14 protein-coding genes and 1 pseudogene are annotated in these 18934 nt (G+C 71.4%); 9 read left to right on the top strand and 6 right to left on the bottom strand.

What is annotated here, in order from left to right:
- Positions 1 to 6 precede the first annotated feature (6 nt).
- Entirely contained in the window at positions 7 to 612 is a 606-nt protein-coding gene (locus OWR29_RS27940; RefSeq protein ID WP_267566240.1) for a class I SAM-dependent methyltransferase, read from the top strand.
- 68 nt (positions 613 to 680) lie between these two features.
- On the opposite strand, the pseudogene OWR29_RS48065 reads toward OWR29_RS27940, so the two are convergent.
- From OWR29_RS48065 to OWR29_RS27955, 3 genes and pseudogenes are all read right to left on the bottom strand, one after another.
- Positions 681 to 2885: pseudogene (locus OWR29_RS48065) on the bottom strand (glycosyltransferase); the annotation flags it as partial.
- A gap of 197 nt (positions 2886 to 3082) precedes the next feature.
- Positions 3083 to 6070, bottom strand: coding sequence for a glycosyltransferase (locus tag OWR29_RS27950; RefSeq protein WP_267566241.1), 2988 nt, complete (start codon positions 6068 to 6070; stop codon positions 3083 to 3085).
- Positions 6067 to 6828 (bottom strand): glycosyltransferase, encoded by a 762-nt coding sequence (locus OWR29_RS27955; RefSeq protein ID WP_267566242.1) that lies wholly within the window; start codon positions 6826 to 6828, stop codon positions 6067 to 6069. Before OWR29_RS27955 ends, OWR29_RS27950 begins: the two co-directional genes overlap by 4 nt.
- A gap of 565 nt (positions 6829 to 7393) precedes the next feature.
- Here OWR29_RS27955 and OWR29_RS27960 point away from each other — a divergent pair.
- From OWR29_RS27960 to OWR29_RS27985, 6 genes are all read left to right on the top strand, one after another.
- Positions 7394 to 8722 carry a class-II fumarase/aspartase family protein gene (locus OWR29_RS27960; protein WP_267566243.1) on the top strand — a complete coding sequence of 443 codons (1329 nt, stop codon included), beginning with the start codon at positions 7394 to 7396 and terminating at the stop codon, positions 8720 to 8722.
- 34 nt (positions 8723 to 8756) lie between these two features.
- Entirely contained in the window at positions 8757 to 9752 is a 996-nt protein-coding gene (locus OWR29_RS27965; protein WP_267566244.1) for a sugar ABC transporter substrate-binding protein, read from the top strand.
- Complete coding sequence (locus OWR29_RS27970) at positions 9734 to 11254, top strand: sugar ABC transporter ATP-binding protein (RefSeq protein WP_267566245.1); 1521 nt, start codon at positions 9734 to 9736, stop codon at positions 11252 to 11254. The genes OWR29_RS27965 and OWR29_RS27970 overlap by 19 nt, the downstream gene beginning before the upstream one ends.
- Positions 11251 to 12474 carry an ABC transporter permease gene (locus OWR29_RS27975; protein WP_267566246.1) on the top strand — a complete coding sequence of 408 codons (1224 nt, stop codon included), beginning with the start codon at positions 11251 to 11253 and terminating at the stop codon, positions 12472 to 12474. The genes OWR29_RS27970 and OWR29_RS27975 overlap by 4 nt, the downstream gene beginning before the upstream one ends.
- A gap of 125 nt (positions 12475 to 12599) precedes the next feature.
- Positions 12600 to 13814: a DUF1996 domain-containing protein gene (locus tag OWR29_RS27980; protein ID WP_267566247.1), complete on the top strand. Its 1215-nt coding sequence runs from the start codon at positions 12600 to 12602 to the stop codon at positions 13812 to 13814.
- Between the two features lie 100 nt (positions 13815 to 13914).
- Positions 13915 to 14247 carry a hypothetical protein gene (locus OWR29_RS27985; protein ID WP_267566248.1) on the top strand — a complete coding sequence of 111 codons (333 nt, stop codon included), beginning with the start codon at positions 13915 to 13917 and terminating at the stop codon, positions 14245 to 14247.
- Here the strand turns inward: OWR29_RS27985 and OWR29_RS27990 are convergent.
- The gene (locus OWR29_RS27990) at positions 14244 to 15317 is read right to left on the bottom strand and encodes a Gfo/Idh/MocA family protein (RefSeq protein ID WP_267566249.1); all 1074 of its coding nucleotides are present in this window, start codon (positions 15315 to 15317) and stop codon (positions 14244 to 14246) included. The genes OWR29_RS27985 and OWR29_RS27990 overlap by 4 nt on opposite strands.
- Before the next feature lie 95 nt (positions 15318 to 15412).
- Between OWR29_RS27990 and OWR29_RS27995 the strand changes: the two genes are divergently transcribed.
- A complete protein-coding gene (locus OWR29_RS27995; RefSeq protein ID WP_267566250.1) occupies positions 15413 to 16603 on the top strand; it encodes an extracellular solute-binding protein in 1191 nt (396 codons plus the stop codon).
- Positions 16600 to 16974: a muconolactone Delta-isomerase gene (locus tag OWR29_RS28000; protein ID WP_267566251.1), complete on the top strand. Its 375-nt coding sequence runs from the start codon at positions 16600 to 16602 to the stop codon at positions 16972 to 16974. The genes OWR29_RS27995 and OWR29_RS28000 overlap by 4 nt, the downstream gene beginning before the upstream one ends.
- A 422-nt stretch (positions 16975 to 17396) precedes the next feature.
- Here OWR29_RS28000 and OWR29_RS28005 read toward each other — a convergent pair whose 3' ends face one another.
- Together OWR29_RS28005 and OWR29_RS28010 are read right to left on the bottom strand one after the other, a co-directional pair.
- Complete coding sequence (locus OWR29_RS28005) at positions 17397 to 18428, bottom strand: LacI family DNA-binding transcriptional regulator (RefSeq protein WP_267566252.1); 1032 nt, start codon at positions 18426 to 18428, stop codon at positions 17397 to 17399.
- 42 nt (positions 18429 to 18470) lie between these two features.
- On the bottom strand, positions 18471 to 18932 hold the full coding sequence (locus OWR29_RS28010) for a VOC family protein (protein WP_267566253.1): 462 nt from the start codon (positions 18930 to 18932) through the stop codon (positions 18471 to 18473).
- Positions 18933 to 18934: the final 2 nt, after the last annotated feature.

Genomic DNA, 18934 nt, shown 5'->3' on the forward strand with positions numbered 1-18934 from the left:
GGGGCAATGAGTGATCAGAACGGCTGGCTCAAGCTCCTCGGCGAGAACCCGAACCACTCGCAGTGGTACATCGACCGCTTCCGCTCGATGGCCGAGGCCGGCGCCGACCTCGCCGGCGAGGCCCGATTCGTCGACGCCATGCTGGCCCGCGGCTCGAAGGTGCTCGACGCCGGCTGCGGCACGGGCCGGCTCGGCGGCTATCTGGCCGCGGCGGGCCACGAGGTGGTCGGGGTCGACCTCGACCCGGCCCTGATCGCCGAGGCGAAGGCCAACCACCCGGACGCTCAGTGGCTGGTGGGCGACCTGAGCGAACTCGACCTGCCCGGCCGTTTCGACGTCATCGTCAGCGCCGGCAACGTCATGACCTTCGTGGCGCCCAGCACCCGCGTCGAGATCCTCCGCCGGTGCGGGCGCCACCTGGCCGACGGCGGCCGGCTGGTTGTGGGCTTCGGCGCGGGGCGCGGTTACCCCTTCGACGACTTCCTGGCCGACGCCACTTCCGCCGGCCTGACCGCCGACCTGCTTCTCGGGACGTGGGACCTGCGGCCGTTCACCGCCGACTCCGACTTCCTGATCGCGGTGCTGAGGACGCCCGGCACGACCGAGCAGTAGACGGCGAGCTGCTCCGCGGCCACGGCGTCCCAGTCGAGATGGCGTACGGAATCGGGCCCGGCCGCGCCGAGTCGGCGGCACTCGGCCGGATCGTTGGCCAGCCGGAGCAGCTCCTGCGCGAAACCCTCCACGTCGAAGGCCGGCACCGGAGCCCCGACGTGCGGGCGTACCAGCGCCCGCAGGCACGGAATGTCGAACGCCACCACCGGCGTGCCGACAGCGAGCGATTCCGCGGCCACCATGCCGAAGGTCTCGTAGCGGCTCGGCATGCACACCAGGCGGGCCTCGGCCAGCACGTCGAACCGGGCCGCTCCGTCCACCCGGCCCAGCCAGTGAACTCTTTTGGCGATACCGAGGCGGGCCGCACGCTCCCGTAGCTCTGCCTCGTCCGGGCCGTCGCCGACGATGTACAGGTCCGACTTGGTGTACGGCGCGGCCCACGCATAGGCGTCGAGCAGCAGGTCCATCCCCTTCTGCGCGATCTCCAGCCGGCCCAGGAAGAGCAGGTGGTCGCCGCGAGCCCGCGGCGCGGTGTGCCAGGCGGCCGGCTCGAGCCCGTTGGGGACGGCCCGCACCGCCGCTCTCGGGTTGCGCCGGCGCAGCTCGCCGGCAAGGTCCTCGCTGACCGCGACCAGAGTCTCGTGCGCGCCGACACCGAGGCGCTCGACGAGGTGGAACGGCACCTTGTACTGCTTGGCCTTGTCGGCCGCGAAGAGCCACTGCACGACCCCGACCACCGGCGTACGGGTCAGGTAGGGCACCGCGATGCTCGAGAAGGGCGCCGCGAAGTCCTCGACGATCACGTCGGGCCGCCAGCGGCGTTCGAGGCGACCCAGCCCGGTCAGCACCGCGCCGAAGTAGGCCAGCAGCGACGGGAAGTGCCCGGCCGACAGCGGTCCGATCCGCCAGCCGCAGGGCACGTAGCGGACCCCGTCCTGGACCCGCTCGGCGAAGCCCGGATAGCGGCTGCAGACGACGACCACCTCGACACCGGCCGCGGCCAGCCGGCGGTTGACCTCGTGGGTCCGTACGGATCCGCCGCCCGCTCCGGGCCGGGCCGGGTCCTCGAAACCGAGGTGCAGCACCCGCAGCGGCCCGTCGGGACGGGGACGAGGGCGCACGGCCAGCAGGGTGAGCGCGCCGGCCACCGCGGCCGTGCCCAGCCACAGCGCGGGCCGATCGGAAACGAGCCGCAGGGCGACCCAGGCGAGCGCGGCGGCCGGGGCGGCCCTCAGCACGATCGGCAGCATGTGGCGGACGAGCACGCTCAGGCCGGCGGCGGCGCCCAGCACGACCACCGCCGACATCCAGGCCAGCAGCCTGGGATCGTGGGCGGTGAGCACGTACCCGGTCGCTCCGGCCGCCACCGCGACCGCCAGCACGCCGGCGGCAAAGCGCAGTTGCCCCCGGGCCTGCAGGTAGGCCACCAGCAGAGTCGCGAGCGCTCCGCCGAAGCCGGCCAGCGCGAGCGCCGGCAGCAGATGGATCGAAGCGACGTACTCGGCCGGCAGCACCAGTTCGACCAGCGACGCCGGCAAGGTCGCGGCACCCGCGGTCACCACGCCACCGAGAAGCAGGAAGGTACGCAGCGTGCCGCGGAAGGCCCGGCCCGCCTCGGCTTCCCCGGCCGCGTCGACCAGCCGGGGGAACGCGGCCGTGGCCAAAGCGGTGGCCAGGAACAGCGGGATCCGCGCCAGCACGAGCAGCGCCTGATAGCCGGCCAGGCCATCACCGCCGCGTTGCATCGCCGCTCCGATCACCACGTCGAGCGTGAGCAGCAGCGACAGCGCCGCCTGACCCGAAGCCAAGCCGGCGGCGTGCCGCGCGAGCGCCCGGCGCTCCGGACCGGATTCGTCGGCGCCGGGCCGGGCCAGGGCTCCCCAGAGGTCGGGACCCAGAGCGAGCAAGCTCCACAGCGCCGCCGTGGCCGCACCCACCGCGAAGGCGCCGATCACGCCGGCGCTGCCCCAGCCGGCCAGCGCCGCCAGCACGCCCAGCGCGACCCGGACCACGACCTCGATGATGCGGACGCCGGCCAGCGCACCGAACGACTGCTCGCCCTGGAGCACGCCCGCCCCCACCGCGCAGAGCAGGATGAAGGCGGCGGCGAGGGCCTCGCCGACCAGCAGCGCGGGCGGCGCGTAGGAGGCCGACGCCACGGCCAGGGCGAGAACGGCGACGACAGCGAGGCCCACGCTGGCGCCCAGCCCGAAGCGGATGGCCCGGCGCCGGCGGGCGTCACCGCGGTGGCTCAGAACTGTTTCCCGGGCCATGACCCACGGCACCGCGGCACTCGCGACTGTGCCGACTGTGAGCAGCAGAGTGGACACTGCCGCGAAACGGGAGAACTCGCCCGCCGGCAACAAGTGGACCAGAACCAGGGACAGGCCGTAATTGGCGACGCCGGTCAGTCCGGTCGCGGCCAGCAACAGGCCGGCGCCACCCGGCGCGGACCTGCGATGCCGGCCGCTCACCGCTGTGCCGTTCCGTGGCCGGCCAGCTCACGGACGTCGTAGACGCGCAGGTCGCCCATCGTGCGGCCGTGGCTGGTGAACACGACGGAGGCGCGGGCGTCCAAGGCGTGGACGAACTCGGGGCGGGCGTGCCCGTATCCCCGCTCGGCCAACGCGGTCGAGATCACCACGTAGTCGACCCGGTTGGCGCGCAACGACGCCACGTCGGCCCACTGCCCGAGGCGTACGCCGGTCAGCACGAACTGCGCAACGTCCTCGGTGGTGGCGACGGTGCTGCCCGGCGGGAACCCGCGCGGCGCCCACGCCAGCAGCTCGCGATACGTGTCGTCCGGGCGGAAGCGGACGTCGGCCCAGATGCCGGCGTTGCCCGCGAACAGCACGGCCGCCGTGACCCCGGCCAGCACGCCGACCAGGCGCCGGTGGCTGACCGCCCGCCGGGGCCCGGGCAGGCGCAGCGCGATGTCCAGCCCGGCCGCGGTGACCACGACGCTGGTCACCACCACCGGATAGAACATCTGCTCCTCGAGGGTGCCGAACCCGACCGCGTACCCGATGAAGGCGAACGCTCCCACTCCCAGCGCGAGCACGACCGAGGCGCCGCCCGCGGCCGGCAGGAACTGCCATGGCCGGCGTCGCCGGGCGGCGAGCAAAGCCACGGTGGCGAGCCCGCCCACGGTGATGAGGAGGTAAGACGCCCCGAAGCTGGTCAGGTTCGCGACCACCCGCGAACCGAGGGACTCGGCGCCGGGTTGGTTGAAGCCGGTGACCTGGTGGGCGCCGGTGACGCGGGCCAGGCCGGTCGCCTTCTCGGCCCACCACTGCGGCAGGATTCCCAGCGCGGCCATGGCGATCACGTACCCGGCGTACGCCAAGGCGGCCGTGACCAGGGCGCTCAGTCGCATTCGCCGGCGGACCCGGTTGGTGGTGAACAGCAGCAGGACCAGCGGAACGATCGTGACGAAGACGTACCACTCCTTGGTCAGCACTGACGCGCCGAAGAACAAGCCGGCGAGGACACCCCAGGCCACGGCGCCGCGGGTGCGTCGCGGACGGATCGTCAGCACCACCAGCCCGAGCAGCGCCCAGGCCATGGCCGGCGCCTCGAGCATGACCCGGCTGTCGAAGCGCAGCAGGAAAGGGTCGAGCGCGAGCAGCAGACCGGCGCCCAACGCGATCGGCCACCGGACGATCCGGGCCAGCAGCAGGGTCGCCGCCGCGCAGCCCACGGCGCCGGCGACGGCGGCTACCGGGCGGGCGTCGAGCACCAGCGACGTCGTGCCGGCAGGCAGCCCGACGGCGTCGAACACACCAGCCAGCACCAGGAAGAAACCCGGTGGATGCAGGTGGAACGGGCCGCCGTTGAGGGTCAGGCCGGCCCCGTCGACCAGATTGCGGGCGACCATCGCGTACGAGATCTCGTCGACGAAGATGTCGTAGGCGCGCCCGATGGCGATCAACCGCACCGTGAGCGCGAGCAGGAACACGCCCAGCGGCAGGATCAGCCGGCGCAGACGGCCGGGCCGGTCCGGTACGGCCGCGACCCCGGTCGACGGGTTCGGGCCGGTGTCCCGGGTCGGCGGGTGCATCTGCCAGCCCAGCAGGTCGCGGTGCCGGGCGAGGCGGATGCGGGCGTCCGGTCCGGCCACGTCGAGCCGCTGCAGCACCTTGTGCGCGTCCTGCTCGTCGGCCCCGACGAGCAGCAGCGACGCCCGGTTGCCGTCGACGTCGAGCTGGTCGGTGACCCGCAGGCCGGTGAGGTCGGCCCGCCGCAGATCGGCGGCCGGCATGGTGACCAGCGTCGCGCTGTCCGAGCCGGGGCGTCGTTCGCTCGGCGCGAGCGTGAGCCGCTGCTCCTCGGCGGTGAGCACGGCGGTGAGATGCGCGGCGGTGGCGGCCCAGGTGAAGCGGGCCGCCCAGGCCGCGCAACGGCGGGCATAGGCATCGGCGGCGCGCGGATCCGAGAGTTCTCGTAGCGCGGTGTCCAATGCGCTGTAGAGCCGGCCCGGGAGCTCGTCATCGGCGCCGGGCTCGGCCAGCCAGCCGGTCTCGCCGGGGCGGATCGTGTCGCGCAGGCCGGGCACCGAGAAGGCGACTGCGGGGACACCGGCCGCCGCGGCCTCCATGACCGAGAGTCCCCAGCCCTCGCCCATCGAGGCGCTCGCCGTGAGCCAGGCCGAGTCGACCAGCGCGTCCCGAGCGGCGTCGCCGACCCGGCCGTGGAAGACGACGCGCGGCCCCAGCTGCAGCTCGGCGGCGAGACGCTCCAGCCCTGCCCGGGCCTCGCCGTCGCCCACGAGATGGAGCTCGACACCCGGCGGCAGCGCGCGCAGAAGTACGTCGAAGCGCTTCTGAGTGACGAGCCGGCCGACGCAGACGATCCGGGGGACCCGGTTGGGGCGGCGGGGACGCGGCGGCGGCATCTCCTGACCGCACGGAGCGAGGTGAACCGGGCCGCGCATCGAGAGCCGGCGGCGGATCTCCGCCCGCGACGACGGCGAGACCGCGGCCAGCGCACGACTGCCGTAGACGGCCCGGCTGCCCTGGTTCTCGAGGAACTGGCCGACCCGGGCCGCCGGCTTGGGAAAGTGCACCAGGAACTGATCCTGGTGCACGTGGTGGATGAGCAGCGCGATCGGCGTGCGGCCGCTCAGCGCCAGCGGTGTGAAGAACGGGATGCCGTTCTGCGAGTCGATGACTCCGTCGATGACGCCGCGGTTCCGGAGCAGCCAGAACAACACGAAAAGATAAACCGTGTACGTGCCACCGCCGCGCACGACAGAACCGAACGCCGCCTCCGAACGGCGGCTCTGACCCTTCGCCCGCGCCGTCACGTAGGTGACCCGGACGCCCTCGCGGTGCAGTTCGGCGGCGACCCGCTCGCAGTAGAGCTCGGCCCCACCGGCGGACGGATGGCCGCTGTCGCGCCAATTGCAGATCACGACGTGCCGGCCCTGCCAGGGATGGTTCCCGTGCCGGCCGTTCACCGCGCCCCCACCGGCGCCGGGATCTCCCGCCGCAGGCGCCACAGTTCGTGCACGACCCGGCGCCCGTCGGTCACCGGCCGGAAGGTCGAGCCCTCCTGATCGCGCCAGGCCACGGGGATCTCGACCATGCCCAGGCCCAGCGCCCGGGCGCGCGCCACAACCTCCAGGTCGAACGCGAAGCCGGTGAGCCGGACCTGGGAGAACACGGCGCGGGCGGCTCCGGCCTCGAAGAACTTGAAACCGCACTGGGTGTCGGCGACCGGCCCGGAATAGCGGCGGGTCAGCATGCGGAACCCGTTGCCGCCGAGCCGCCGGACCAAGGGCTGGCGCAGCTCCAGCCGCGCCCCCTCGCACCGCCGGGAACCGATGACCACCTGGTGACCCGCACGCAGCTGGTCCAGCACGTCGTCGATCGCCTCGGCCGGCGTGGCCAGGTCGGCGTCGCAGAAGCCGACCCAGCGGGCAGTGGTAGTGAGCATTCCGCGCGCGACGGCGGCCCCCTTGCCCCGGCGCGAGCACCCGGTGACCGTCACGGGCACGCCGACGGCGGCGACCCGGTCGACCACTTCGGTCGTCCGGTCGCTGCTGCCGTTGTCGACGACGCGCAGAGCCCCGTCGATGCCGCGGCGGTGCAGATGCCGCGCGAGAGCGTACAGAGTCTCGCTGAGCCGGCGTTCCTCGTTGTAAGCCGGAATCAGGATCTCGAGTTCGCGGTGGCGGCGTACCGCCGCGCGACCCCGAAAAACCGTGCTGGACACGCTTTTCGCCCCTTGCCGAGGGTTGTCAGATAGGAACTCGGCGATCTTTTCAGCGATCTCCCAGGCGCTTCCTCGTCTTTTCGGTCATGCGGTCGCCGCTGTTGGTGAGGGGTCGGACCGACCGCTTGACCAGGCATCGGTCGTTCGCCTCGCGACCTGGAGCCGATGAGCCGTGGCAATTTCGCCTGACCTTCGGTGAAAGGGAAATATCGTCGGGACGAATCGCCCCCAATCGGGTTTTCATGTTCGGCGACGATGATGTTTCATTCGCGTTTCCGGCGACCCGAAAGTGATGGACACCACCACTCGAATGGGTGATTCGTGCCTGGTAATTGTCCATTAAGGAGATTAGAGAATTGTTTTCGTCGATCAATTCCGGGGAATGCCCTCCGGCCGTCCCCCGTTCGCCGGCCGGCCGCGAGGTCGTCCGGTAAGCCGGGCGTAACACCCTGGAAAAATCTCCGCCGTTCAAACGGTTGCCTAGCACGTGGCCTGCGTCATACTCTCGCATCGTTCAAACGATTGAGTGCTGCTTCGAACGGGCACAGACGAGAGCGAGCGCGCCGTGGCCTTTGATCTTCTGACCCAGCTCGGCGGGGACGAGCCGATGGCGGCCGTCTTCTCTCAGCAGCGGGCCGTCACGGATTGGCTGCTGGTCGAGGCCGAGCTGGGCCGGGCGCTGGCGACGGCGGGCGTGATCGACCACGCCGCCGGTGAGCGGATCGCCCAGGCGTGCCGGCTCGACGTGATCGACCTGCCGCGGCTGTGGGCCGAGTCGGCCAACGTGGGCTACCCGATCTTCCCGCTCGTTCGGATGATCTGCGAGGCGCTGGAAGACCGTGATGCCGCGTTCGTGCACTACGGCGCGACCACGCAAGACATCATGGACTGTGCTCTCGCCCTCCAGGTCCGCGACGCCGCGAGCCGCCTGCTCGAGCTGGTCGGCTCGGTCGGTGACGGGCTCGCTCAGCTGGTCGAGGCGCACTCCGGCACCGTGATGGCCGGCCGCACCCACGCTCAGCAGGCCGTGCCCACCACCTTCGGGGCCAAGATGGCCGTCTTCCTGTCCGAGATGACCCGGCACCGCGCCCGCCTCGTCCGCGCTCGTGAGGCCGTGTCGGTGGTCTCGCTGTTCGGTGCGGGCGGCACGTCGGCTGCCCTGGGCGAGACGGCCGGCGCGGTCCGCACCGATCTCGCGGCTCGTCTCGGGCTGGCCGACACCGAGCAGTCCTGGCACGTCGCCCGCGACCGGATCGGCGAGCTCACCCAGTCCGCCGCGCTGGCCGCGGCCTCGTGCGTGCGGCTCGGCCGTGAGGTCGTCGATCTTTCCCGTACGGAGGTGGGCGAGATCGCCGAGGCCGACGGCATGTATCGCGGCGCCTCGTCGACGATGCCGCAGAAGGCCAACCCCATCTCGTCCGAGCTGGCCGTCGGGTTCGGCGTCATGGCCGAGACCAACGCGCAGGCCGTGCTGCGCGCCATCGAGGCCGGTCACGAGCGGGCCGCGGGGGAGTGGCAGGTCGAGTGGCAGGCCGTGCCGGCCACCCTCAATGCCGCCGCCGGCGCCCTGCGGGCCGCCGCCACCATCGCCAACGGGCTGCGCGTCTTCCCCGAGCGCATGGCGGCCAACCTCGAGCTCGACGGCGGCCGGCTGATGGCCGAGGCCTACATGATCGCCCTGGCCGCCGCCCTGGGGCGCGACAAGGCACACGAACTGGTGTACGGCGCGGTCCGGGATTCCCGGTCCGAGGGCTCCTCGTTGCGAGACGCCGTGCGCGCCAAGGTCGGGGACGTCACCTGGTCCACGATCGCGGACACCCTTCCCGAGCCCGCCGCCTACGTCGGCTCGGCCCGCCGAATCTGCGACGCCGCCCTCACCGAGTGGCGTGCCTGACCCTCTCCCTCACCGTCTCAACAGGAGCTTTCTCATGAAATTGTCCCGGAGCCTGGCCGCCACCGCCGGCCTGAGCCTTCTTCTGGCCGGCGCCGCCGCCTGCGACACCGAGTCGGCGTCCGAGTCCACCGCGGCCGCCGGCGCGTCCGCCCCGGCCAAGCAGCTCACCTTCGGCCTGGCCAATCAGCAGGAGTCGGTGACCTTCCCGGCCGCCCTGGCCAAGGGGGCCAAGGCCAAGGCCGACGAGCTCGGCATCAAGCTGGTGACCCTCGACTCGCAGGGCGACCAGCAGAAGCAGGCCAGCCAGATGCAGGACCTGATCGCGCAGAAGGTCGACGGCATCCTGCTCGTGCCGCTGTCGCCCGGCCCCGGCCAGGCGCTGGTCGACCAGGCGGCCGCCGCGAACATCCCGGTCGGCACCGTCCACGGGTACGTCGGCGCCAACCGTGACGTCGAAAGCCCGTACGACAAATTGAAGTTCATCGTCACCGAGAACGAGCGCGGCGCCGGCCAGACCGCGGGCGACATGGCGGTCAAAGAGGTGCCGGGCGGCAAGGTCGCGGTCATCACCGGCGCCCCCGGCTTCGACGAGAACACCACCCGCGTCGAGAAGTTCAAGGCCGCGCTCGACGCCAAGGGCGGCTACCAGATCGTCGCCACCCAGCCCGGCGGCTGGACCAAGCAGGACGGGCAGTCGGCCTGCCAGAACATCCTGGCCGCCACCCCCGACCTGGCCCTGATCTATGCGATCAGCGACGACATGGCGGTCGGCTGCGCGGCCGCGGTGAAGTCGGCCAACTCCAAGGCGAAGATCATCGGCGTCGGCGGTTCCGAGGCCGGCATCGCCGCGGTCAAGGACGGCACCCTGGTCGGCACGGTCTGCTACAAGCCGTACGACTCGGGCGAGATGGCCGTGCAGCTGCTGCACGACGCCGTGACCGGCAAGCTCTCCGGCGCCCCGAAGACCACGTTCTACGACACCCCGGGCGTCACCAAGGCCAACGTCGACTCGTGCACGCCGCAATGGTGACGTCGCCCGTCCTCGCCGTTCGCGACGTCGAGAAGACGTACGCGAGCGGCACCCGGGCCCTGCGCGGCGTCTCGATGCGGGTGCTGCCGGGCACGGTGCACGGGCTGATCGGGGCCAACGGCGCCGGCAAGTCCACCCTCATCAAGATCCTGTCGGGCTGGCAGCAGGCCACCGCGGGCACGGTCGAGTGGAAGGGCGACCCGGTCGACTGGTCCCACCCCGGCCAGGCGCTCGAGGCGGGCATGGCCGCCGTCCACCAGCACACCCCGCTGGTCGACGCGATGACCGTGGTCGAGAACGTGTTCCTGGGCCGCCGCGAGACCAAGCGGTGGGACGCGGCGGCCCGGCGCGCCGACCTGCTGGCCCTGTGTGAGCGGGTGGGCTACGAGCTCGACCCGGCCGAGCTGGTCTCCGAGCTGTCGGTGGGCGCGCGCCAGATGGTGGCGATCCTGCAGGCGCTGGCCCGCAACCCCGACGTCGTGCTGCTGGACGAGCCGACCGCGGCGCTGTCGCCGGCCGAGCGCGAGGTGCTGTTCCGCTCGGTGCGGCGGCTGCGCGACACCGGCACGACGTTCGTCTACACGTCGCACTTCCTGGACGAGGTGATGGCGCTGACCGACCACCTCACGGTGCTGCGGGACGGGCTCGTGGTGGTCGACTCGCCGACGGCCGACGTGACGGTCGAGAGCCTGGTGACCGCGATCGTCGGCAAGCGGCTGGCCCGGATGGAGTCCTCGGCTCCGGCGGCTCGTTCGCTGGGGCAGCCCGTTCTGAGCGTGCGCGAGCTTTCTTCCGCCGGACGTTTCGGGCCGGTCGACCTGACCATCCACGAGGGTGAGGTCGTCGGCCTGGCCGGCCTGCTCGGCAGCGGCCGCACCGAGCTGCTCGAGGCGATCTACCGGGCCGACCCGGCGTGCACCGGCGAGGTGCGGGTGGACGACCGGGCCGTCCGGCAGTCGCCGCGCGCCGCGGTCAAGGCCGGGCTGGCACTGGTTCCGGAGGACCGGGCCCGGCAGGGCTTCGTGCGCGACTGGGAGATCTGGCGCAACATCTCGCTGCCCTACCTGAGCGGCATGTCGTGGCGGCGTCTGCTGCCGCGCGCCGCGCGTGAGAAGGCGCTGGCCCAGCAGGCCGTCGACGACCTGGGCATCGTGTGCGGGTCGACCGAGTCGGCGGTGGGCGAGCTCTCCGGCGGCAACGCGCAGAAGGTCGTCTTCGCCAAATGGGTGTACGGGCCGGCCCGCGTGCTGCTTCTCGACGAGCCGTCGGCCGGGGTCGACGTGGGCGCCAAGGCCGACATCCTCCAGCTGGTGCGGCGGCTCGCCGACGACGGCCGGGGCGTGCTCATGGTCTCCAGCGAGTTCGAGGAGCTGCTCACCGCCTGCGACCGGATCCTGGTCATCCGGCGCGGCGAAATCGTCGCCGACCTGCGCGTCGCCGACACCGATCTGCACGAGGTCACGGCATTGGCCAGTGGTCTGAAGGAGGGGCAACCCGCATGAGTACCTCAACCGCCGACCACGGTTCGTGGCGGCGCTCGCTCGCGCCCCGCGCCGCCGGTGTCGTGTACGCGTTCATCGCGCTCGTCGCGATCCTCACGATCACCTCGGCCGCGCAGGGCCGGCCGAGCTATCTGAGCAGCGTCAACCTGAGCAACATCCTCGACCAGTCGGCCCTGATCGCCATCCTGGCCATCTTCATGACGGTCGTACTGATCAGCGGCAATTTCGACCTGTCGGTGGCGTCCACGGCGGCGCTGGCCGGCACCGTCGCGCTGAAGACAATTGACTCGTACGGTCCGGTGGTCGCGCTCCTGGCCGCCCTCGTCACCGGCGCTCTCGTCGGCCTGATCAACGCCGTGCTCGTGCAGAAGCTCGGAGTCAACGCCTTCATCGTCACGCTCGGCACGCTCACCGCGGTGCGCGGCGTCGTGCAGGCGATCCTCGACGGCCAGAGCATCACGGCCACCGACACGACGCTGCTCGACATCGCGACCGCCCGCTGGACGCTGCCGATCGCCGCGGCCATCGTGATCGGCGTGCTGCTGGTCGCCGGCGCTGTCCTCCTGATCCGTCGTGGCTCGTCGATCATGTCGACGGCCGGCCTGTGGTTCGCCGGCCTGGCGCTGATCCTGCTGGCCGTGTTCCGCCCGCTGATGCTGACGCAGACCGCGCCCGTGTGGATCATGCTGGTGCTGGCCGTCCTGGCGGCGCTGGTGCTGCGCTTCACGGTGGTCGGCCGCAACCTGTACGCGGTGGGCGGCAACCCCGAGGCGGCGCGGCTGTCCGGCATCGACGTCGACCGCTACAAGATGGTGGCGTTCGTGCTCAACGGCACGGTCGCGGCGATGGTGGGCGTGCTCTACGCCGGCCGGTTCAACTCGGTCGACCCGACGGTGCTGACCGGCGGCGAGCTCACCGTCATCGCGGCCGCCGTGCTGGGCGGCACGTCGCTGTTCGGCGGCTCGGGCTACGTGGCCAAGTCGGTGGTCGGCACGCTGATCCTGTTCACGTTGAGCAACGGCTTCAACGTGCTGAACATCGGCTCCAACTATCAGAACGTCGTCCAGGGCACCGTGCTCGTGGCCGCGGCGTCCCTCTACACGGCGACCAGCAAGCGCGAACGCAGCCGCTTCCGCCTGGCCCTGCGCCGCAACAAGGGCAGCGGCGGCGAACCGCCGGCCGCGAGCACCACCGAGAACAAAGAGTTAGTGCGGCACTGACAGAGCAGAAGCCCGACGGCAACGGCGCCGTCGGGCTTCGTTTCTGTTATCGGCTGCCGTGCGGCCGGTCTCCTAAGCCAGTGATCAAGCGCTTCCTCCGCGCCGTCCCTGGTCAGGAGCACTCCGTGTCGTATGCGACGAACAGCCGGCCCGAGCCGGTCAGCCCGCAGCCTCGTCACCGCCGTCCCCGGCGCGCCTTGGTGGCCGTCGGCGCCGGCCTTGCGGTGGCCGTGGTGGCGGTGACGGCCGGAGCGGTCGCCCTGGCCTACACAGGCGGCGAGTCGGCAGCCCCGGACCCGGCGGCGCCTGCGGCCGCGGCCGTTGCCGTCACCTCACGGCCGGCTGCCCAGACATCGGCCACTCCGTCCGTCCCTGTCCCGACGCCGTCGGCGAGCGCGTCGACGACAGTCAAGGCGGCGCCGAAGACGACGTCGCCCGCGCGCGAGGCGCCCAAGGCCGGCTGGATTCCCGTCGACCAGGCGGCGTGGCAGAAGCAAAGTGACGCGTACAAGGCCAGGAAGGTCGACCCTGCTCCGGGCAGCGTCGGCAACCTGCCGGAGTTCCGGGCCGACTGCACCTACAGCCACCGGAAAGCCGACGACCCGATCGTGCTTCCCGGGCTGCCGGGCGCGTCGCACATGCACTCGTTCGTCGGCAACAAGAAGCTCGACGCGTACACGACGGCCGGTGACCTCATGAAATTCACCGCCAGCACTTGCAAGCCGGCGCAGGACCACTCCGCCTACTGGGTGCCGACGCTCTACGACAACGCCACCGGCAAGCCGGTCGAGACCACGGGCTTCCGCGTCTACTACCGCTCGCTGCGCGACAGCTCGGGCGACGTGATGCCGATGCCCAACGGCCTGCGCATGATCGCCGGCGACGCGAAGAAGAAGACCCCCACCCCGCGCGGCGCGCAAGGCCAGTTCTACTGCGCCTTCTACGGCCCCGGCGACCTCGACGGCGTCGCCCGCAGCGACAACGGCAACTGGCCGATCTGCGGCAAGGGCGCCACGTTCCACTTCATGCTGCAGTTCCCCGACTGCTGGGACGGCAAGCACCTCGACAGCCCCACCCACAAGGCGCACGTGGCCTTCGGCTCCGCCCGGTCCTGCCCGTCCAGCCACCCGGTCCGCATCCCCGCCATCACCTTCGACATCCAGTACGGCGTGACAGGCACGAAGGCCGGCTACTACCTCTCCTCCGACAAGGACGGCAAAAGCGCCTCCTCCATGCACGGCGACGCCTTCGTCATGTGGGACCCCGCCTTCATGGCCAAGCAGACCAAGAACTGCATCCTGAACCGCCGCACCTGCGACAACAACGGCTACCTGAAGTAGCGCTCCCTAGCATCGTTCAGTGGCGGCTGAGCTCTCGTTCCGGCGGCGAGACGATCGACATCTTCCGGGCCGGCGAGAGAGACCGGAAGGTGCATCTGGAATGAACACCGACGCGATCGTGGACGAGCTTGTGGCCGAAGGGCTCGACGACTGGGTCCCCGTCGACACGGTGATCGGTGCCGCCCGGGAGGCGGCCGACGCGGCCGGGGTCGACTTCCGCGGGCTCACCGTCACGGTGCTCGAGCGACTGATCGTGGGCGGGCTGATGGTCGCGGGCGACATCGGTGAGGACGGCTTCGAGAGCTGGCCCGACCCGGCGCCCGAGATGGTGCGTAAGGTCGTGGCGCAGGTCGAGTCGTTCGACTGGACGCCGCTCGGCGGCGCGTGCTGGTTGGCCAACACGGCCGCCGGGGACGAGCGGGCCCGCGGCTAGAAGCGTTGCACCTCGCCGGATTCGAGGGAGGCGTAGCAGGCCTCGACCAGTTGCAGGGTGCGCAGGCCGTCGGCCGCGGTGGTGGGGGCGGGGGCCTCGCCGGCGACCTCGAGCATGAGGGCGCGCATCGGGCCGGCGAAGGCGTCGGGAATCCAGCGGGTGGTGACCGGGTAGGGCAGCCAGCCGTCGGTGGGCAGCACCTGGCTGTTGACCTCGACCGTGTCGGGGCGGCCGTGCGGGTAGTCGTAGAGCAGGCCGATCGTGCCGCGGATGGAGCCGTGCGAGCCGTCGATGCGGAACGTCGCCGACTGGTCGCCCGTGTGGTTCTCGTGGTTGACCTTGACGAGGCCGCGGCGGCCGCCGTCGAAGGTCAGCGTGGTGAACGTACGGGTCTCGCCGGCCACGGCTTGACCGGGGCGCCGGCCGCCGGCGCAGTAGACCGTCGACGGGTCGCCCATCAGCGCGCGCACCGTGTCGAAGTAGTGGATCGAGTGGTACATCAGGTCGAGCCGGGGCGACGTGACCAGCCAGTCCCACGCGGTGAAGTCGGTGTCGATGTCGACGTCCACCACGACCGCCGTGACCTCGCCAATCCAGCCCGCCTCGGCCATCGCCCGCGCCGCTGCCATGCCCTCGCCGTACCGCATCTGATGGTTGACCACCAGCGACCGGCCCGCGGCCTGGGCCGCCTTCACCAGCTCGGCGCCCAGCTCGGAATTCACCGCCAGCGGCTTCTGCGCCAGCACGTGCTTGCCCGCCGCCAGCGCCTGCCGCACGATGGCCGGCTGCGCCTCGGGCACCACGGCCACGTCGACGATCTCGACCGCGGGGTCGGCCAGCAGCTCGTCGAGCGTGTAGGTGCGCGGCAGGTCGAACTCCTGCCGCACTTTTTCGGCCCGGGCGCCGTCGAGGTCGCAGATGCCGGCGACGGTCAAACCCGCTTTCCGGTACGCCGGGAGGTGCGCGACCTGCGTGATGGCCCCGGCCCCGACGACACCGATCGTCTTGCGGGCGTGCACGGGGACGGTCAGATCACAGGCGGCGGCGATGGGCTGCAGCTGCTGGAGCACGATAATTCTCCACGTCGTCGTTTCGGGGCTGTTTCCCATATCACCATTGCGTGTAAGGTTAGTCAATCGTTTGAACGGCAGCGATGGAGGCAGGCATGAACGACGGTCACCGGCTGGAAATCTTCGGCCGCGCCTTCGACGGTTTCGAGCGCAGCCTCACCGATCAGCTCGCCCAGCTGCCCGGGGTCGACGCCGGCTACCAGCTGCTCGAGATCGAGGACCTGCAGCGTGAGGTGGTCGAGGGCTCGCTGGCCACCGACGGCCGGGCCGACGTGCTGATGCTGATCACCGACTGGCTGCCGTCGCTCATCGAGTCCGGCAAGCTCCTGCCGATCGGCAATCCCGAGCCCGACGCCTGGGCCCCGGCGCTGCGTGAGCTGCAGACGGGCAAGGACGGTCAGACGTACGGCATCGCCTACCACGACGGCCCGATGCTCTTCCTCTATCGCACCGACCTGTACGCCGACCCCAAGGAGCAGCAGGGCTTCGCCGACCGCTTCGGCTATCCGCTGGCCCCGCCCACCGACTGGACGCAGTTCCGCGACCAGGCAGTCTGGTTCGACCGCCCCTCCACCGGCCTGCGCGGCACGGTCCTGGCCGGTTACCCCGACGAGCACAACAATGTGTACGACTTTTTGACCCACCTGTGGAGCCGGGGTGGCGAGCTCATCACCTCCGGCGGCCGTTCGGGTCTCGACAGTGCCGCCGCCGGTGAGGCGGTCGACTTCCTGCACGGCCTGTGGCACGTCGACCGGGTGGTCGACCCGGCCGCCGCCGCGTGGGACAGCGTCAGTTCGGGCGTGCACTTCGCCGCCGGCGAGGCCGCCATGATGGTCAACTGGTGCGGTTTCGCCGCCATGTCGGCCGATCCCGGTTCGCCCACCCACGGCAAGGTCGGCTGCGCGCCCACGCCCGGCGCCGTCACCATGAACGCGTACTGGGTGCTGACCGTCCCGGCCGGCGCCCGCGACCCCGAACGCAGCGCCGAGCTCATCCGCCGGCTCACCACCCACGACATGGATGTGCGAACCGCGCTGGCCGGCGGCTCGGCCACCCGGCGCGACAGCTGGGCCGACCCGCGAGTCCGCGCCCTGGCGCCCTACTACGACGTGCTCGAGCAGGCGCACCAGCATTCCCGGTCGGTGCCGGTCGACCCGCGCTGGCCCCAGATCGCGGCCGTGCTCAACGAGATGATGCGGGCCGTAGTCGAAGAGGGCGCCGGCCGCACGGCCCTCGACAAGGCGCACGGCACGCTCGACGCGCTTCTCCTCCGTACGAAGGCATGAGGTTCCTGGTCCGGCTCGAGACGACGCTGCCACCCGAGATGCCCGAGGACGAGCGGCAGGCCCTTCTCGACGCGGAACTCCAACGCGGGCAAGAGCTCGTAGCGGCCGGCACGATCGAGCACATCTGGCGCCTACCCGGCCGCCTGGCGAACGTCGGCGTCTGGTCAGCAGCCGACCCCGACGACCTGCACGCCGCACTGACCTCCCTACCGCTGTGGCGCTGGATGACCGTGCAGGTGGAACCCCTCGCCGCCCACCCGCTGACGAGCATCCCAGCCAACTCAGGAACCACCGGCACCGCGATCGCCGTGGCGGGCAACGCCGAGAGCCAGGTGGCGTACGGCGTCGCGAGCGGGGTGGGCAACGCCTAGGGCTGGGTGGCGAACGGGCGCCGCGTACTCCGTGGCGGGCAACGTCGAGAGCTAGGTGGCGTACGGCGCTGCGTACTCCGTGGCGGGCAACGCCGAGAGCTAGGTGGCGTACGGCGTCGCGAGCTCCGCGGTGGGCAACGCCTAGGGCTGGGTGGCGAACGGGCGCCGCGAACTCCGTGGCGAGCAACGCCGAGAGTTAGGTGGCGAACGGCGCCGTGGACTCCGTGGCGGGCAACGCCCTGGATTGCGTGGCGGGTAGCGCCGAGAAATCGATGGCCAGCAGGGCCGAGGATTTGGTGGCAGGTGCGTCGCGAACTCGGTGCCGACAACTCGGTTGCGGGCAGCGTTGTCAGGTCGGTGGGCGGCGGTGCGGTGGATTCGGTGGCTCGTTAACTGGTGGCTGACGCCGTGAAAGTTGTGGGTCAGTCGCGGGTGAGTGGAGCTGTGGATTCGCGCTGGACGAGTTCCATCGCGGTGTTCACTACCTCGGCCACCTCGTCTTCGGGGGAGCTGGCCAGCAGCAGCTCGACGGCGCGCGCGCCCAGTTCCTGCAGGGGCATGCGGACGGTCGTCAGCGCGGGCACCAGGTGTTCGGCGAGCGGCAGGTCGTGCACGGCGACCACCGACACGTCCTCGGGGACGCGCAAACCGTTGCGGCGTAACGTGTCCAGCACACCGACGGCCATCGCCACGTTGGCCACGAAGACTGCCGTCGGCGACAGCACGCCGCCTCGCAGCAGTTGGGCCATCGCGTCGGCGCCGCCGCCCGGGGTGTAGTCGCCGCGCGCGATGCTCTCGGCCCGCACGTCGAGGCCCGCGAGCTTCATCGCCTGGCGGTAGCCGGTGGCGCGCCGGCGGGCGGTGTCGGCGCCGAACGGGCCGGCGACATGCACGATCTCTTGGTGTCCGAGCTCCAGCAGGTGCTCGACGGCGAGCTTGGCCGCCTGGGCGTCGTTGAGGATGACGAAGCGGTGGTGGTCGCCGGTGTCGCGGCGGTTCACCATCATCCACGGCAGGCCGAGGCTTTCCAGCTTCTGCTGCTCGTGGGCGGTGGTCGGGCTGGCCAGCATCAGCCCGTCGACCCGGCCCTGGCCGAGCAGGTCGAGGTAGCGGTCCATGCTCGAGTTGGCGCCGGTCGACGAGCCGGTCACCAGCACGTGCCCCTGAGCCAGCGCGGCGCTCTCGGCGCCGGTGATGATCTCGGCGTAGACCGGGTTGGCGAAGTCCGGGATCACCAGCCCGAGCGTGCCCGCCTTGGCCGTACGGAGGCTTCGAGCAGCCACGTTCGGGCGGTAGCCCAGGTTCTGGATCGCCTCGACCACGCGTTCGCGCGTGTCCGGACGGATCACCAGGCTCGGGTCCTCGTTCACCACCCGCGACACGATCGCCTTGTCGACGCCCGCGAGCCGCGCGACATCGACGAGCGTCACCCGCGTGCCGCGTCGCGCCGTCATCCCGCCCCGTCCCCTCGGCTCACCTTTCCGGTGACCTGCATGCTACGGCTCACGGCGGGCCGGGGGCTGAACCAGCTCCAGGGTGATGTCGTCCGGATCGACGAAGTAACAGGTAAATCCGCCCTTGTTGACGCCCGCGGTGATTTCTTGCGGCGGGCTCACAAATTCGACGCCGGCCGCCACGAGCCGCGTGTGCTCGGCCCGCGCGTCCTCCACACACATCGCCAGGTGGGCAGCGCCGGGCCGGTGGCGGTGCCCCGGCCCGAACGGCTCGCCCTGCGGCGTCCGGTATTCGACCAGTTCCAGGTCGTGCGTCGAGGCGCCCCGCGGCTGGCCGGGCACCCGCAGTTGGGCGATTCGCAGGTCGGCGTCGTCATAGCCGACCAGGCGCCGGGTGTAGTCGTTGTTCTGCTCCTGCTGGTGCACCAGCTCGAAGCCGAGCAGGTCGCGGTAGAACGCCACCGAGCGGTCGATGTCGGCCACCGTGAAGCTGAAATGCCACACGC

This window comes from Paractinoplanes pyxinae (assembly GCF_026626335.1).
Lineage (GTDB): Bacteria > Actinomycetota > Actinomycetes > Mycobacteriales > Micromonosporaceae > Actinoplanes > Actinoplanes pyxinae.

Bases quoted from the DNA above. Each gene is read 5' to 3' on its own strand.
- OWR29_RS27940 (WP_267566240.1), top strand. From the start codon at position 7: ATGAGTGATCAGAACGGCTGGCTCAAGCTCCTCGGCGAGAACCCGAAC.
- OWR29_RS27965 (WP_267566244.1), top strand. From the start codon at position 8,757: ATGAAATTGTCCCGGAGCCTGGCCGCCACCGCCGGCCTGAGCCTTCTT.
- OWR29_RS27975 (WP_267566246.1), top strand. From the start codon at position 11,251: ATGAGTACCTCAACCGCCGACCACGGTTCGTGGCGGCGCTCGCTCGCG.
- OWR29_RS27985 (WP_267566248.1), top strand. From the start codon at position 13,915: ATGAACACCGACGCGATCGTGGACGAGCTTGTGGCCGAAGGGCTCGAC.
- OWR29_RS27995 (WP_267566250.1), top strand. From the start codon at position 15,413: ATGAACGACGGTCACCGGCTGGAAATCTTCGGCCGCGCCTTCGACGGT.
- OWR29_RS28000 (WP_267566251.1), top strand. From the start codon at position 16,600: ATGAGGTTCCTGGTCCGGCTCGAGACGACGCTGCCACCCGAGATGCCC.
- OWR29_RS28005 (WP_267566252.1), bottom strand. From the start codon at position 18,428: ATGACGGCGCGACGCGGCACGCGGGTGACGCTCGTCGATGTCGCGCGG.